Source organism: Microbacterium indicum DSM 19969, from assembly GCF_000422385.1.
Classification (GTDB): domain Bacteria; phylum Actinomycetota; class Actinomycetes; order Actinomycetales; family Microbacteriaceae; genus Microbacterium; species Microbacterium indicum.
In genome coordinates this window covers 18,643-34,126 of the sequence record NZ_AULR01000003.1, presented here as the reverse complement: position 1 = coordinate 34,126, position 15,484 = coordinate 18,643, and the positions used below count along the sequence as shown (strand labels likewise).

Here is a 15,484-nt window from a genome sequence, read left to right as displayed (position 1 = left end):
TCCTGGTCCGACCGCGACGCGCGCGGGCGGCGGTTGCGGGGGGGGTTCCGGGTGCGCGGGTGGTCGCGGATCGGCCCCGGGAGCGACCACATGCGCACCCGGAGGCGCGCGGGATCACCCGCGGATCAGCATTGTCCCGCTCTGGCTGCTCCACAGCCGGTCGACCGACGGGTCGTCGGAGACGCCCATCAGGTTCTCCGTGGGGATCGGCGTACCTGCGGGATACAGCGTGCCGAGCGGGGCGCCCGGGACCGACAGCGCCGTGAGGCCGTCGGATCCCTCGGAGATCGACAACGGGTAGACGGATCCGTCCTGGTAGGTGATCGAGGTGCCGTCGATCGTCACGCAACCCATCGACGACATCGACTGCGGCGCCTCGCACCAGCGCCCGTCGACGCCGTCGGTCGACTCCTCGGGCGCCGGCAGCACCCGCCCCGCGAGACACCAGGCGCGCACGACCTGCCGGGTGTCGATATCGGGCTGGCCGTCGGCGGCGACCGTCACGGTCCACATGTCGCTCGACGTATCGAACACCGCGGCCGAATCGTCGACGGGCACGACGATCTCATTCCATGTGTCGCCCCCGCCCGCGTACGCGACGAGGTAGCCCTCGGGCGGCGACCACGCTCCGCCGTGGACGGAGCGGAAGACGGATCCGTCGTCGAGCTCGACCCAGACGGGAATCGGATCCTCGCCCGCGGGGATCTCGGGGACGGCGCTCCCCAGATGCACGATCTGCAGCCGCTGCGCCCCGACGTCGCCCGTCTCGTCGAGGCACGCGATCTGGGACCCGACCTCGGTGCGCCAGCACGCTGTCAGCGACGCCGCCGTCGGCCCGCACGCCACGGTGTTCTCGCCGGACGGCACGGAGGACGCCGTGCAATCGGTGCCCGGGATGGTCGATCCGTCGCGCACCTCCTCGTCGACGGCCCATCCGTCGTTCAGCTGCCCCTGCTCGTCGAACGGGGCGATCTCCGCGACCTGCGTCGTCGGCTCGGGTGTCGACGTGGGCGTCTCGGCCGGCGCGGTGGTCTCGGTAGCGACCTCGGTGACGTCGCCCGCGGGATCCCCCGGCGTCCCGCCGCATGCGACGAGCGCGAAAGCGAGCGTGGCCAGCACGGATGCCGCGGCGAGCGCTGTGCGTGAGCGCATCGGTCCATCCCCCTCGATCGGCGGCGGCTTCTGCCGCCCCGATCAGCCTAGGATCCCGGTCGGCGCCGCCGCCAGGGCGGATTCCGGGTACGCGGCTGGTCGCGATCCGCGGGCCGCGGCAACCATGTGCGCACCCGGAACGCGGGGCGGGTGGATCCGGGTACGCGAACGGTCGCGAACCGGGGCCGCGAGCGACCACATGCGCACCCGGAGGGGCCGGGATCCGCGTCACGCCCGCGGCGGGCGCGCGACCACGGCCTCCGCGGATCCCGAGACCCGGATCGCGCCGTCAGCAGCGGGGATGAGGATCGTGGATCCCGCACGGACCCCGATCGACTCTCCGCCCGCGGCATCGAACGCGCCCTCCCCGCGCGTCACGACCGCGATCGAGAACCCGGGCTCGAACTCTTCGCCGCCCACTACGCGTTCGAACGAGAAGTACGGCGACGCTTCGTCCGGAAGCGCGTCGTCGCCTAGCCGGTCGGGGTGCCGGATCAGCGCGGCCACCTGCTCGCGCGGGCGCGGCGCGAGGTCGATCGCCCCGATGGCGGCCTCGAACCCGATGCCGAGGTGCCCGTCGGCCTCCCCGTCGAGGTCGAAGCCCCGCCACTCGAGGAGGATCGAGAGGTCCTCGGGCTCCTGCACCTCGACGAGGAGGATGCCCCCGCCGATCGCGTGGAGCGTGCCGGGCGGAACGTAGACGACGTCCCCTGGCACGACCGCGAACGCGTGCAGCAGCCCGAGCAGCCGGTCGGTGCGCTGCTCATCCACGAGATCCCGCAGGTCGGCGGGGTCGATCCCCTCGCGGATCCCGAGGTGGACGACGCCCGGGGTGAGGATCCACCAGGCCTCCGCCTTCCCGTGCGCCCGCCCCAGGTGCTCCCCCGCGAAGCCGGCGTCGGGATGCGCGTGGACGGGCAGCCGCTGCCCCGCGTCGAGGAGCTTGACGAGCAGACGCGTGTCCGGCCCGAAGGCCGCGACGTGATCCGCGCCGAGCCACGCGACGGGATCCGCCGCGACGGCGTCGGCGAGGAACCGACCATCCGGCAGAACCGTCATCCCCTGCGGCGCCTCCCCCGCGACCGCGGTCGTCGACCCCACCCAGTCCTCGGGCTCGTGGGTCGCGGCGAAGCCCTGCTCGGATCGGAATCGCGCGATCCGCTCGCCCCCACGATAGAAGCGGCCGTGCGGCCGGTTCGCCGGCAGCTCGATCACGCCACGACCTCCGCGCCGCGCCGCGCGAGCTCGGCGATAAACCCGCCGACGAAGGTGTCGCCGAGCCCGATCGTCGTGGGGCTCTTGGGCCGCACGTCGAATGCTGCGAGGCAGCGGGCACCCGGTACGAGCCCCTCGAGCCGCGCGGCGAACTCGATGCCGCGCTCCTGCCGTGCGCCGCCCGCGACGACGGCGATGTCGTCGGCGCCGATGTCGTCGCCGAGCAGGAACCGCGCACCGGCGGCCGCGTTGCCCCCGTCCATCGCGGCCGCGAACTCGTCCGCCCGCTCCCCGAGCGCGACCGACCAGTACCGCGTGTGGACCACGAGGGTCGGATCGGGCACCTGCCGCCGCAGCTGCTCCACGGCGCGCGCGACCTCCACGGGGTCGTGCAGGTCGATCTCTCGGTCGATGCGCGTCTGGAGCTCGTCCTCGTTCATGCTGAAGACGTCGACGAGGGGCCCGATCGCGTCCGACACGACGGGCGCGTAGCGGGCATCGTGGAAGCCCGCGTCTTCATAGACGACGACGGATCCCGCGGCACGCCGCGCGAGCACGGAGGTCATCTCGTCCAGCCGCGCCTCGAGCACCGCAGGATCCTGGATCGTGTTGAACCCCGACACGAGGAACACGTCGGCCCGGGCGACCTCGTCTCCGAGCTCGGGAGCGAAGCGCAGCGCGCTCGCCGGCGGGTCGTTCGCGATGATGACCCTGTTCGCCGACGGAGCCCGCAGCACCCGGCCGTCGACGACCACCGCATCGCCCTCGGCGTACTGCACGATGAGGTGCGGATCGAGCGTGTCCTCCGTCGCGCTCGTGATGTACGCGCAGTCGTCCGGCAGCAGACGCCTCGAGTTCTCGTCCTCGCTGACGAGGTGCAGGAGAGACGGGATCCCGAGTCTCCGCAGCAGCAGGGCGGCGCGCACGCTCGTCCCACCGAGGGTGATCTCGGTGCGGAAGCGCTTCGCGAGGTCCTTGAGGACATCGGACGACGGGACGAACCGCTCCCCGCCGCGCCCCGCAGCGAAGTGCTGCAGGAGCGCGACGAAGAGCGACCGCTCCCCCGTGATCTCGGCCGGGCGATCGAGCTCGTCGGCGGTGATGCGGAACTCCCGCGCGACGCGCTCGATCTCGTCCGGCCGCCAGCCGATCACGAAGTCGACCGTGCCCTGCATTCCCAGCAGAACCCGCATATCCGTGCCGCCTCGCGCGTCAGACGGTCGCGGCGACGGGGGCCGTCGCGAACAGGTCGGGCGCGGTCACGGCCAGCGGCTTGTACAGCGCGGCCTTGCCCGTGGCCCCGAAGAGGTCGATCTTCCGCGCGGCGGTCTCCTTCATCGCGGCGAGCGCGGGCGGCTGGATCCCGTCGGGCTCGCGCAGACTCTCGTCCTTCAGGACCCCGCGCAGCGCCTGGTGGTAGGCGACCTTGATGTCGCTCGAGATGTTGATCTTGTTGACGCCCGAACGGGCGGCCTCGGCGATCTCGTGGTCGGGGTTGTTGGATCCGCCGTGCAGCACGAGCGGGATCCCGACGGCCGCCTTGATCTCGCGCAGCAGGTCGAGCTTGAGCTCGGGGCGGATGTCGGACGGGTAGATGCCGTGACGGGTTCCGATCGCGACGGCGAGGCTGTCGACCTGGGTCTGCTCGACGAAGGTCACGGCGTCCTCGGGGTTCGTGTAGATGATCCCCCCGTCGGCCGTCTCCATCTTGCCGATCGTGCCGAGCTCGCCCTCGACCGAGACGTTCGCGGCGTGGGCGGTGTCGACCGCACGACGCGTCATCGCGACGTTGACGTCGAAGGGCTCGGCCGAGGCGTCGAGCATCACCGAGGTGAAGCCGCCCTGGATCGCGGCGACCATCTGCTCGTGCGTCGCGCCGTGATCCCAGTGGATGATCGCGGGGATCGGCGAGCGGTGCAGGCGGTTGCGGATCGCCAGCAGCACGTCGAACCCGAGGAGGGTGATCTCGTTGGGGTGGATGGCGATGATCAGCGGCGAGTTCTTCTCCTCGCTGACCTCGACCAGCGCGTTGAACATGTGGTAATCCGCGACGTTGAACGCGGGGATCGCGAAGTTGTTCTCGTTGGCGACCGCAAGCAGGTCCGTGCCGTTCATGAGCATGGGAGTTCTCCTAATGAGATGAGGGGTGGGATCGATCAGCTCTTCACGGATCCGGCCGTCAGGCCGCCGATGAAGAAGCGCTGGAAGAAGAGGAACAGGATGAGAACGGGGATCGATCCGACGACGCTCATCGCCATCATCTCGTTCCACTCGTAGGAGTGCTGGCCCATGAGCAGCTGGATCCCGATGGGGACCGTGCGCATGTCGATCGTGCGGGTCAGCGTGAGGGCGAAGAGGTACTCGTTCCAGGCGAGCATGAACGTGTACATGCCGACCGAGACGATCCCGGGCGTCGCCACGGGCACGAGGACCCGCCAGAGGGCCGTCCAGCTGCCGCCGCCGTCGACGCGGACCGCCTCGTCGAGCTCGCGCGGCAGCCCGTTGAAGTACGCGGTCATCATGATGATCGCGTAGGGCAACGTGAACACGAGGTAGGTCAGGACGAGGCCCGGGTAGGTGTTGTACAGACCCAGGATCACGACCAGGCCGAAGTACGGGATCAGGAGCGTGATCGGCGGAACCGCCTGCACGCTCACGATCACGACGTTGAGCGCGCTCTTGCCCGGGAAGTCGAAGCGGCTGAACGCGTAGGCCGTCAGGATCGCGACCACGACCGTGCAGACGACGACGCTCAGCGCGACGACGTAGCTGTTGAGGAAGAAGCGCAGCTTCTCGGGATCCGTGAAGATCGACGCGTACGCATCGAAGCTGAAGGTCTCGGTGATGAGCCGCGGCGGCGTCTCGAAGATCTGCGTGTTCGTCTTGAACGAGCTCGACAGCATCCAGAGGATCGGGAGCCCCGCGAAGAGGGCCCCGAGCACGAGGCCGACGATCGTCGCCCCCTTCGACCACGCGCGGCGCGCTCTGCTTGAGACCGGCCGGCGCGGGATCCGTCGCTTCGTGACGATCGTCTGGGTCGCCAAGGCGGTGTCGGCGGCCATGATCACTTCTCCTCTCGTCGCTGGTGTCGTACGTAGAACACGGCGAGGATCATCGACAGGGCCAGCACGATGACGGCGCTGGCCGAGGCGAGGCCGAACTCGTATCGTGTGAACGCGAGCTTGTAAGTGAAGGTGCTGAGCAGCTCCGTCGCGTCGACGGGGCCGCCGCCCGTGGTCATCCAGATCAGCGCGAACTGCTGCGAGGTCCAGATGAGGTCGAGGAGCGTCATGCTGACGACGACGGGCCGCACCTGCGGCAGCGTGACCGAGACGAAGCGCCGCCACACGCCCGCGCCGTCGACGCGGGCCGCCTCGTAGAGCTCGGCCGGCACGCCCTGGAGGCCCGCGAGGAGGCTGACCATGAAGAACGGGTACCCCGCCCAGATGTTGATGAAGGTGACGGCGCCGAGCGCCAGCGACGGATCGGCGAGCCACTCGATCTGTCCGCCGCCGAAGAGGCTCAGGACGTAGTTGACGATGCCGTTGGGGCTGAGGATCAGGCGCCACAGGACCGCGATGATCGCGACCGTGAAGAGCCACGGCAGCACGTAGATCGCGCGGTAGATGGCGAGGCTCACCCGGCCGAGCAGCTGCGAGTTGAGCAGCAGCGCGAACCCGAGGCCGAGAACGAGGTGCGCGGCGACGCTCGTGACCGTGAAGACGAGCGTGTTGAGCAGCGCCTTGTAGAACCCGCCGTCGGCGAGCAGCTGCGCGTAGTTGTCGATGCCGACGAACTCGGGGTTCGCGTTCGTCACGGCGTTGTCGAACAGCGAGTACCAGATCACGACCGAGATCGGGACGATCAGCAGGAGCCCGACGAGGATCACGGTCGGGGCGACGTATCCGTACGGCTCGAACCTGCGTGCGAGGCTGCGCCGCCTCCGGGGCGGTGGCGCGGCGCGCCCTGTCTCGGGGGCGGCGCGCTCGGCGAGGAGCGTCATCAGAACTCCTGCTCCCAGCTCTTCTGCACCGTCGCGAGCATCTCGTCGACGGTCGTCTCGCCGTCGAGGAGGCGCTGGAACTCGGTGTCGAACTGTCGCATGAGCTCCTCGGCGACCGGCAGGCCCGTGAACTCGTTTGCGGGGTAGCCCTGCTGGTAGATGTCGAACGCCTGCTCGTAGATCGGGTCGTCGCCGATGAAGTCGGGCGTCGCGTTGAGGTTGCCCGGGAAGGCGCTCGCCATCGACGACAGCTGCGAGTTGCCGTCCTCGCTCATGAGGAACTCGACGAGCTTCCACGCCTCGTCCTTGTGCTCGGACGACTCGGAGATCCCGAGGCCCCACGAGGCGTAGGGGATCCCGCGCTCGCCGTCGTAGCCGTCTTCGGCGGGCAGGGCGCTGATCGAGAAGTTGAGGTCGGGGTTCGCCTCGCGGATCGTCGTGAGGTGCGCGAGCGAGTCGACCATCATGCCGACGCGGCCGTTGCTGAACTCCTCGACCATGTCCTGCTCGCGCATCGTGAAGGCGCCGGGCGAGAAGACGCCGTCCTGGTAGAGGCCGTCGATGTACTCGATCGCGCTCGTGACGTCGTCGTTCGTGAGGTCGGGCTGGCCGTCGGCGAGCATGGATCCGCCCGACGCCCACACCCACGACATGACCTGGTTCTGGATGCCGCTCGGCGACTCGAGCGACAGCGGCATCGCGGTTCCGTAGGCGTCGCCGCCGGTGATCGCCTGGGCCGCGTCGGCGAACTCGCTGCGGTTCGTGGGGGGCGCGTCAACGCCGGCATCGGCGAGCAGGTCGTCGTTCGTGTACAGGGGATAGACGAAGTTGACGGCCGGAAGCATGTAGGTGGATCCGTCGATCTGCACCTGCGACGCGAGCTGGCTCTCGTCGAAGCCCGCGTCGGACATGAGCGACGAGAGGTCGGCGATGGATCCCTGCTTCGCGAAGTCGCTCACCCAGGCGCCGTCGAGGCCGACGACGTCGGACATCGTGCCCGAGGCGGATCCGGCGAAGAGCTGCTCGCGCGTCGAGCTGTAAGGGCCGCTGAGGAGGTCGACGGTGATGCCGGGGTTCTCCTCCTCGAACTGATCGATGAGCGCGCGGAGCTCGCCGTCGGAGAGCTCGGGCTCCCACCACTGAGCGAACTCGATCGTGACGTCGCCGCTGTCGCCCGCGCTGCTCCCCGCACAGCCGGAGAGGACCAGGCCGACGGCCCCTGCGACGGCGAAAGCGGTCAGCGCCTTGCGCGTGTTCTTCATGTTGAGCTCCTTTGCCCGAACCTTCGTGAACGTGCCACTATCTGCTGGTTTCCCCATGCTTTTCGTGACTGGGGCCGAGCATAACCGCAGACTCTGACGCTCCACAAGCACTCCTTGCAGTTTTCTGCCGCTTCATGCACCTTTTCGCGCGAGGGGGTGCATAGGATGGGCACATGGACACCGACAAGTCCCGCACGCGGCGGCACCCCGCCGGGCGCAAGGCCGAACTGCTCGCTTACGTCACGTCGCACGGTCACGTGACTGTCGGCGAGCTCGCCGCGGAGTTCGAGGTCTCGATCGACACGATCCGCCGCGACCTCGACCAGCTCGACGCCGACAACAAACTCGTGCGAACGCACGGCGGCGCGGTGAGCGCCGACCAGGGCGCGCCGCCCGACGAGGGCCTCAGCGTGCGCATGCGCGTGCGGGCCCCCGAGAAAGAGACGATCGGGCGTCTCGCAGCCGAGCAGGTGGCCGATGGATCCGTCGTGATCATCAACTCGGGCACGACGACGCTCGCCCTCGGGCGGAACCTCGGCGACAAGCGCGACCTGACGATCGCGACGAACAGCCTCGTGCTGCCGTCGGAGCTCTCGTCAGCCGCGCTCCGCGAGCTGCTCGTCTTCGGCGGATCCGTCCGCACGATCACGCAGGCGACGACGGGCCCCGTGAGCTTCCGCGCGATGCTCGGCGGCCCCGACCTCGACGTCGCCGCCGACGTCGCGTTCATCGGCGTCGGCGCCGTCGACGACGCGGGCTACACGTCGAGCAACCTCGCCGACGCGGCCATGATGTCGGAGATGATGACCCACGCGAGGCGCACGATCATCCTCGCCGACTCATCGAAGTTCGATCAGCGCCTCTTCGCCCGCATCGCCCCGCTGGCGACCGCCGACGCCCTCATCACCGGCCGCCGCCCGACGGGAGCGCTCGCCGACGCGCTGGCGGAGGCCGGGGTGGAGGTCATCGCGCCGGAGTGACGACGGTGACCCGCCGGATCCCAGAACCACGCTTCTCCGCGCGAGCGGCCGCCCTCACACGGGGATCCGCCTCCGCACGGCCGTTCCTGCCCCAAAGCCCCGCGCGAGAGTCGATCTCCGCGTGAAGGGTGCGCCGGCGCGGCCTTCACGCGACGAGGGATCCGCGCCGCCCGCGCTCACCGCTCGACGGCGACCACCGTGTCGAATGCGCCCATCCGGCGCAGGCCGCGATGCGACTCGATGCCGGTGTAGCTGAGGCTCGCGTCCTCGTAGCGGCGGAATCCCAGCACCGCCTGGTTCATGTGCGCCGCGTTGAAGACGCCGAGTGACACGAGCAGGTCGAAGTCGGCGACCGTGAGGCCCGTGACGGCGCGGAACAGCTCCGGCTCGAGCTTCGTGATGACGTCCTTCAGCGTGTTCTCGCGGTAGTCCGTGAGGTACATGAATGCGGGGATCCGGGTCGCGAACTTGATCAGCTTCTCCTGGATCTGCTTCCGCTTCGACTTGTACTCCTTCTCCTCCGCGGTGAGCTCCTTCTTCTCCTTCGGCGAGACGTCGTCGCCCTTCCGGCGCTTCGTGTCGCTGACCGCCTCGCTCTTGTTCACGACCGTCTCGAACACATCGGGTCCGAGCGCTCGGAATCCCTCGATGTTCATGACGGCGTCCATCGCGGCCTGGTTCCCCATGATCCGCTTGAGCGTGATGTTGTCGACGTTGACGAGCACCGCCGACTCCCACTTGCGGGCGAGCAGAGTCGCCGAGGTTCCGGCCATCGCGATGTCGAGGATCCCGCCGGCGTCGACCTGCGTCATGTGCGATCCGTCGTAGGCGAGGACGGGCAGGAAGTTGACGAGCTCCGCGACCGCCTGTTCGGGGTTCGTCGCCTCGGGCTGCAGCCCCTGACCGTATTCGCTGATCTGGCGCAGTGCGCGCGTGGGCGCGAAGTCGAAGACGAAGCACACCTTCTTGACGACCTCGATCTCGTTCGGATCATCGCCGTTCGGGTTCCGCACGGCCCACGGCGACTGCACGCGGAAGGCCGCCTGGAAGTACGTCTCGGGCGCCGTGAGGTTGCGGAGCATGAGGATCGACGACCACTGCTTGACCGTGACCCCCGTGGTGAGCTTTCCGACCGTGAGGGTGATCGACTTCGTGTCGAACCCGCTCTTGATCGCCTTCCGCACGGGAGGAAGCGCGTCGAGTCCGACGCCCACGCCCGGCGCCGACACGTTGACGACCCGGTAGTCGTGCCAGAACGCGTTCTGACGCTCGGCCAGGAGGTTCTCCATGGCCGCGCAGGACGACGTCCGCGGGAGCATCCAGATCGAGTGCTGCAGGTACGGCAGCAGTCGCGTGTCGGAGTAGGGCAGCGGCGGCTTCTCGCCTGACTTCATCGAGTCGATCTGGGTCATCAGATGCGAGCCGCGGATGATGTCGAGCCATTTCTGGACCTCGTCCTTGTGGACGAACTCGGCCTCGACGCCGACGCCCGTCGCCTCGAAGAACGCGTTGAGATCGAATTCGTCGTGCTCGCCGCCGCTCGCCACCGCGAGGAGCTCGTCGGGCATCTGGTAGGTGAGCAGCCGCATCTCGGGCAGCGCCTCGTACGGATTCGGATCGCCCGGACGCTCTGCGGCCCAGCGCTGCTTCGCGCGCTGCTCGTCGGTGTAGGTCCAGTTGAAGATCTGCTCTTCGATGAACCGCCCCTCCTTGAGCACCTTGAAGGGGGTGCCCGAGAGATACAGGTACGCGTTCGCCTGCACCGGCACGAATTCGTCGGGCTCTTCGCTCAGCTCCTCCGCGTGCAGGGCGAAGTCGTCCTGATCCCGATCGGCCTTCGCCTCGGCCTTCGCGGCGGCGGCCTCTTCACCCTCGAAGAGCTCCTTCGCGGAATCGCGCCATGCGCCGTAGTGGTATTCGTCGAAGACGACGAGATCCCACGGCAGCTCGCTGAGCCAGGCGTGCTTCTCCTTGAAGTTCCCCGACCTGTCGCGCCCGAGCAGATCCTGGAACGACCCGAAGAAGACGAGCGGACGATCGGGGTCGGCGGGGGTCGGATCTCCCCGGCTCTGACGCGAGAGGTACTGCCAGCCGTCGAAGTCGGCATGGGTGAGGAGGTCGGTCTCCCACGCGTCTTCGACCGCGGGCTTGAACGTGATGACGAGAACGCGCCGCGCGTTCATCTTCTTCGCGAGCTGATAGGTCGCGAACGTCTTCCCGAAGCGCATCTTCGCGTTCCAGAGGAACTCGGGAACGTCGTCGACGTCTTGGAAGGAGCGGAAATAGGCGTAGGCCTTCTCGACGGCCTCGCGCTGCTCGTCGCGCATGCCGAAGGTGTTGTGGTGGGTTCCCGTGACCTCGGCGCCCAGCCGCAGCTCCGCGATCGCCGTGCGCACGTCTTCGACCGTGCAGCGCATCCACTCGAGCTGCGTGTTCTCGAAGCCCTTCTTCCGAAGCCGGGCCCGCACATCGTGATCGGTGAAGACCGTGCCGTCCTCGCGGTCGGCCGGCTCGTCCAGGACGATCGCGAAGTTCTCGATCGCAGCGGTCTTGAGCTGCTGCGCGACGCGCGTCTTGACGTCCTGCGTCGTCTGGCCGACCTTGAGGAGCGCGGCGTGCGCCTCATCGTGGATCGAGTAGGCGTAGATCCGGAGGCGAGCCTCGTGCTTCTCGGGGAGGAGTTCGGATTGAGACTTACTCTGCACCGTCGTCGAGCCCGTCAACTCGCGTCGTCCCTGATTCAAGCGGCCGAATCACAGCCTCGACGAATGCGATCTCGTCGGCATCGAGGCCGTACTTCTCATACAGTTCGGCGTCTGTCCACTGTCGGTCCCACGTCTGCATCGGGACCCAGGCATAGACCTTCGGAGCTGCGTCTTGCGTGATCTTTCGAAGCATGACCAGAAAGCGGAAGAATTTCGTGAGGTAATACGACTCGAAGCTCGCCGCCTCACTCTCTGAAGCGAACGCGCCCGCGATCCGATACGTACGCGTCGCAACCTCACCCGGCCCTGCGATGATCGGTCTCCCCAGCACCCGATCCGGGACCTGCTGACTTCCATATCCGGCGGCCTTGGGAGCAAGCACTTTCCACGCACCAGCGAGTTCCTGGCCCCTCAAGATCTGATCTGGAAGGACATACCGAATAGCTCGCTTATGCCCCATTCCTCCCACATTCACGTGAATCGCTAGATCACCGTCGGCTCGGACATCGTGGAAGTCCGCGAAATTCGTATCGAACCCGAAATCTCCGCCAAACAGGGTCCTCACACTTTCTTCATCGTGCGCAAGCACCTTCTTGAGGATCCGTGCAGATTCCACATCACGCACGAAGACGTCGTACTCGTCGAGGTCTCGGTCAAGTGGCCCACTCACATGGGCGCCGCGGATGGTGGTCACGGCGGTGCGCCCCTCCCAAGCATCGTCACGCAGGAAGTAACACACCCCGCCCTTGATCTTGATCCCCGGGCCGAACACGTCCGCGGCGTCCGGATAGTCAACGAGATCGCGGATGCTTCGGTCTACGAACATCTCAGCCCGGAACCCGTCGAGCCCCTTTCCGCCCGCCATCCATCGCGACGGGATCACCATGCTCAGGAACCTCGGCTCGAGCTTCTTCGCCTGCTGAATGAACAGATGGTAGATGGGACTTGCACTCATGCCCGTCCCTCCATCATCCAATTGGTACGGAGGGTTTCCGATAATGACATCGAACTTCACTTCATCTCCAAACAGGCGAGCAATTCTCTTTCTAATGTCCGACGCATGAATGAAGGCATACGCATGAGTCTCAAGTTCGACGCCGCGTTCATATGCCGAACGCGTGGCCCGGCAGTACCCGCACCGCTCCCCGGCCCAGGTGTGCTCGGTCCGCTCGAACCACACGTTCCCCCAGTCGCGGTCGAAGGACTTCGCGATGGAGTGCCGCCCGGTCGCATCCTTCGAGCAGTAGACGCTCCGCCGCGCGAGCAGTGAGGTGAGCTGCGTGATCCCGATCCCGTAGACCTGGCGGGTGAGGATGTGGTCGACCCGTTCCTGCAGATCCGGGATCCGACCCGCGAGCCCTTCCGTGAGGCGCCGCGTGATCTCGCGGAGGAACACGCCCGACTTCGTGAACGGGTCGAGGAAGGTGACGTTCGGGTCGGCCCAGATGGACGCTCCGCCGTTCGACTCCGCCCAGGCGTGCTCGAGGGTGTCGAGCATCCGGTTGGCGAACTCAGGAGGGGTGAACACCTCGTCGTTCGACAGGTTCGCGATGCACGTCAGGACGTCCGGGTTGTGGCCGCGGAAGTCGAGGGCGGCCGGCGCGCTCACGCGGCGAGCTCCTTCACCGTCATCTGGGGGTACGACTTGACCGGCGTGAAGAGGTCGTCGTCCTCGAAGGCGGCGAAGAGGGAGTCGGCCGCCTGGTACTGCGCGCGCTGCGTGAGGTTCTCGAAGGTGAAGTCGCTGCGCTGGAACTTCCCGCGGCCCAGGTATCCCCACTCGGCGAACACGATGGGTCCGCCCGCGGCGTCGGTCATCGCGAGCGCGTCGCCCTGGACGATGTTGACCGCGAGCACCGCGCGCGCCGCCCGAACCAGCTCACTTGTCGGAGCGAGTTTCAGCACCCGGGTGAAAGTACCCTCGAGGTTCTCGCGGCATTCCTCGACGTTGTCCGCGAGCAGTTCGATGCCGTAGATGCACATGAGCCCCAGCAGCGCCTGGTGCCGAAGCTCGAACTCGCTTCTCGCATACCGCGCCTTCGCGACGGCGAGCTTGCGCTCGAGCACCGGAACGAGGAAGTTGCCAGATCCGCAGGCGGGCTCGAGGAAGCGCGAATCGATGCGCTCCGTCTCGTCCTTGACGAGGTCGAGCATGTCGTCCACGAGCCAGCGCGGCGTGAACACCTCGCCGTGATCGGCAACCCGCTGACGCGACTTCACAAGCCGCTCGTCGCTCACGATCGTGCACTCGCGCTACACATACCGCCGAGTGTACTTGTACCCGGTATCTCACGCTCTGGTGCATCAACCCGGGTTCGGCGACGCTGTCGTGATGCCCCGCGTCCCGTCTGCTGCCGCTCAGCACATCGGCGAGCTGATCCGGGGCCAGCGGACGCGCATGGGCCTCACGCAGGACGAGCTCGCGGTTCGGGCGGGCATCGATTCGGCGAACGTCCGCACCTACGAGAACGGACGCGCGCTCATGAACCTCTTCACGCTCGTGCGGGTCGCCGACGCGCTCGCGCTCGAGCCCGGCGAGCTCCTCGACGGCATCACGCCGAGCATGTTCCCATCAAACGCGGCGGACGGCCGTCGCCGGGCCTCGAAGGCGTAGCCGCCCCGCCCTACGCCCGGAACAGCCCCCGCAGCGCCTCGCGCAGGGCGGGATCGTGCACGTGCACGTACGTGCCGAGCATGCCGCGGGTCATGAGGACGACATAGATGTTGACGATCAGCGCGAGGAGGTCGTCGTCGCTGTTGGCGATGCCGAGGCGCGGGTTGTCCTCCTTGCCCTTGGCATCGAAGTAGCTGTCGCGGTCGACGCGGATCCGCCCGGCTTCGGCGTCCCACCGCAGCTCGGGGGCCGATGATCACGCCCGCGTAGTTGAGGTCGTAGCCCTGCAGCGTGTGGATCGACCCGACCTCGTCGGCCGAGCCCGGCGAGCTGATCCAGTCGACGGTCTTCGAGTTCCAGCGCATCCGGAGATCGCCGGCCACGACGTCCCACGCCGACGGATCCGTGCGCGAGCTCCAGCGATACCCATACCCCGCGGCCATCCGCGCGAGCCCGCCCTCGTTCTCGCGCGCGCTGATCGCCTCGCGCATCTCGACGGGGTCGTCGAAGAAACGCATGTCGTACGCGCCGAGGTCGATCGGCGCGGGCCGCTCGCCCGACAGGATCGCGCGGATCCAACCCACGTAGTCGCTCGTCGACTTCACCCGCATCTGCGTCATGAGCCGGTGGAAGCGGTGCTCGCGCTGCGCCTGCTCGACGAGATCGCGCTGCTCGGCCTTGCCGAGGTCGGCCGGCCGCACGCTCTGCCCGCTGTCGATCATCAGGATCCGGTGGCGGCTCTTCGCCCGCACCCAGTCGAGCTGGGTCCAGTGGTCGGCATCGGATCCGAACAGCTTCTCGTTGATCAGCCGGAAGTCGCGGTTGAGCATGCCCGACGCCTGATTGGCCCTGCGGTTGAGGCGGTGCGTCTCGTCGACGAACAGGACGTCGAACTCCTCATCGCTCTTCCCGAGCGCGAAGGGGCTCATGACCATCGCCTTCGACAGCCCCGGCGTGCGGGCGAACACCTCGGCCACCGACTTCCGGAGCGACTGCTGCGGGATCACGAGCCCGATCCGCAGGCCGCGCGCGTGGCGGCGGAAGTCGGGCAGGAAGAAGTCGGAGAACGCCGAATCGGTCTCGAAGGCGTCGGAATCGCCCGCCGCGCCGATGTCGGTCAGGAGCTTGATCATGTAGATCGCGACGATCGTCTTGCCCGTGCCGGCGGCACCCTGGACGATCGAGGTGCTCTCGGAGGTGCCGCGCAGATCCTCGAACATCGCGTCGAGGATCGACTCGACGGCCCCGCTCTGCTCGTCGGTCAGCGCCTTGAACGGCGACAGCTTGAAGAGGTCGCTGTTCTCGATCTCGTGCCGCGACTTCTCGAACAGGCCCTGCGCCCGCAGCTCGTCGAAGATCTCGGCGAAGGTCTTCTCGTAGACGTGCTTGTCGTAGTACTCGGCGTCGATCACGCCGTCGTTGCGGTTGGTGACCTGGAGCGACCCGTCGCCGCTCAGGTAGCGGATCAGCTGCGACTCGAGGTCGAGGCAGGCCGACTTGTTGAACGTGCCGTCAAGCACGATGCGTACCTGCTTCATCGTGCGGTTGCGCGA

At 67.7% G+C, this 15,484-nt stretch carries 12 protein-coding genes and 1 pseudogene; 2 read left to right on the top strand and 11 right to left on the bottom strand.

All coding sequences use genetic code 11. The annotated features are described in order from the left end of the window. Positions 1–114 precede the first annotated feature (114 nt). From H576_RS0105280 to H576_RS0105250, 7 genes are all read right to left on the bottom strand, one after another. On the bottom strand, positions 115–1,152 hold the full coding sequence (locus tag H576_RS0105280) for a hypothetical protein (RefSeq protein ID WP_029150083.1): 1,038 nt from the start codon (positions 1,150–1,152) through the stop codon (positions 115–117). A 228-nt stretch (positions 1,153–1,380) separates the two neighbouring features. Beyond that, positions 1,381–2,367, bottom strand: coding sequence for a class I mannose-6-phosphate isomerase (locus H576_RS0105275; protein WP_029150082.1), 987 nt, complete (start codon positions 2,365–2,367; stop codon positions 1,381–1,383). Then, positions 2,364–3,560 carry an ADP-dependent glucokinase/phosphofructokinase gene (locus tag H576_RS0105270; RefSeq protein WP_029150081.1) on the bottom strand — a complete coding sequence of 399 codons (1,197 nt, stop codon included), beginning with the start codon at positions 3,558–3,560 and terminating at the stop codon, positions 2,364–2,366. The genes H576_RS0105275 and H576_RS0105270 overlap by 4 nt, the downstream gene beginning before the upstream one ends. A gap of 19 nt (positions 3,561–3,579) precedes the next feature. Beyond that, the gene (locus tag H576_RS14390; RefSeq protein ID WP_051172206.1) at positions 3,580–4,488 is read right to left on the bottom strand and encodes a ketose-bisphosphate aldolase; all 909 of its coding nucleotides are present in this window, start codon (positions 4,486–4,488) and stop codon (positions 3,580–3,582) included. A 35-nt stretch (positions 4,489–4,523) separates the two neighbouring features. Continuing rightward, positions 4,524–5,429 carry a carbohydrate ABC transporter permease gene (locus H576_RS0105260; RefSeq protein WP_084502474.1) on the bottom strand — a complete coding sequence of 302 codons (906 nt, stop codon included), beginning with the start codon at positions 5,427–5,429 and terminating at the stop codon, positions 4,524–4,526. Between the two features lie 2 nt (positions 5,430–5,431). Beyond that, a complete protein-coding gene (locus tag H576_RS0105255) occupies positions 5,432–6,370 on the bottom strand; it encodes a carbohydrate ABC transporter permease (RefSeq protein ID WP_036319441.1) in 939 nt (312 codons plus the stop codon). Beyond that, entirely contained in the window at positions 6,370–7,632 is a 1,263-nt protein-coding gene (locus H576_RS0105250; RefSeq protein ID WP_051172204.1) for an ABC transporter substrate-binding protein, read from the bottom strand. Before H576_RS0105250 ends, H576_RS0105255 begins: the two co-directional genes overlap by 1 nt. 173 nt (positions 7,633–7,805) lie before the next feature. On the opposite strand from H576_RS0105250, the gene H576_RS0105245 reads away from it, so the two are divergent. Further along, on the top strand, positions 7,806–8,612 hold the full coding sequence (locus tag H576_RS0105245; RefSeq protein ID WP_029150077.1) for a DeoR/GlpR family DNA-binding transcription regulator: 807 nt from the start codon (positions 7,806–7,808) through the stop codon (positions 8,610–8,612). A gap of 176 nt (positions 8,613–8,788) precedes the next feature. On the opposite strand, the gene H576_RS0105240 is transcribed toward H576_RS0105245, so the two are convergent. The 3 genes from H576_RS0105240 to H576_RS0105230 are packed head-to-tail and all read right to left on the bottom strand — an operon-like array spanning position 8,789 to position 13,555. Continuing rightward, positions 8,789–11,335, bottom strand: coding sequence for a GIY-YIG nuclease family protein (locus H576_RS0105240; protein ID WP_245559116.1), 2,547 nt, complete (start codon positions 11,333–11,335; stop codon positions 8,789–8,791). After that, positions 11,307–12,926 (bottom strand): Eco57I restriction-modification methylase domain-containing protein, encoded by a 1,620-nt coding sequence (locus H576_RS0105235; protein WP_029150075.1) that lies wholly within the window; start codon positions 12,924–12,926, stop codon positions 11,307–11,309. The genes H576_RS0105240 and H576_RS0105235 overlap by 29 nt, the downstream gene beginning before the upstream one ends. Next, positions 12,923–13,555 (bottom strand): N-6 DNA methylase, encoded by a 633-nt coding sequence (locus H576_RS0105230; RefSeq protein ID WP_245559115.1) that lies wholly within the window; start codon positions 13,553–13,555, stop codon positions 12,923–12,925. The genes H576_RS0105235 and H576_RS0105230 overlap by 4 nt, the downstream gene beginning before the upstream one ends. A 94-nt stretch (positions 13,556–13,649) precedes the next feature. Between H576_RS0105230 and H576_RS17365 the strand changes: the two are divergent. Then, a pseudogene (locus H576_RS17365) lies at positions 13,650–13,805 on the top strand (helix-turn-helix domain-containing protein); the annotation flags it as partial. Here the strand turns inward: H576_RS17365 and H576_RS17325 are convergent. Further along, on the bottom strand, positions 13,778–15,151 hold the full coding sequence (locus tag H576_RS17325; RefSeq protein WP_425411269.1) for a DNA/RNA helicase domain-containing protein: 1,374 nt from the start codon (positions 15,149–15,151) through the stop codon (positions 13,778–13,780). The pseudogene H576_RS17365 and the gene H576_RS17325 sit on opposite strands and share 28 nt — an antisense overlap. Positions 15,152–15,484 lie beyond the last annotated feature (333 nt).

Bases quoted from the DNA above. Each gene is read 5' to 3' on its own strand.
- H576_RS0105280 (WP_029150083.1), bottom strand. From the start codon at position 1,152: ATGCGCTCACGCACAGCGCTCGCCGCGGCATCCGTGCTGGCCACGCTC.
- H576_RS0105270 (WP_029150081.1), bottom strand. From the start codon at position 3,560: ATGCGGGTTCTGCTGGGAATGCAGGGCACGGTCGACTTCGTGATCGGC.
- H576_RS14390 (WP_051172206.1), bottom strand. From the start codon at position 4,488: ATGCTCATGAACGGCACGGACCTGCTTGCGGTCGCCAACGAGAACAAC.
- H576_RS0105260 (WP_084502474.1), bottom strand. From the start codon at position 5,429: ATGGCCGCCGACACCGCCTTGGCGACCCAGACGATCGTCACGAAGCGA.
- H576_RS0105255 (WP_036319441.1), bottom strand. From the start codon at position 6,370: ATGACGCTCCTCGCCGAGCGCGCCGCCCCCGAGACAGGGCGCGCCGCG.
- H576_RS0105250 (WP_051172204.1), bottom strand. From the start codon at position 7,632: ATGAAGAACACGCGCAAGGCGCTGACCGCTTTCGCCGTCGCAGGGGCC.
- H576_RS0105245 (WP_029150077.1), top strand. From the start codon at position 7,806: ATGGACACCGACAAGTCCCGCACGCGGCGGCACCCCGCCGGGCGCAAG.
- H576_RS17325 (WP_425411269.1), bottom strand. From the start codon at position 15,151: ATGTTCGAGGATCTGCGCGGCACCTCCGAGAGCACCTCGATCGTCCAG.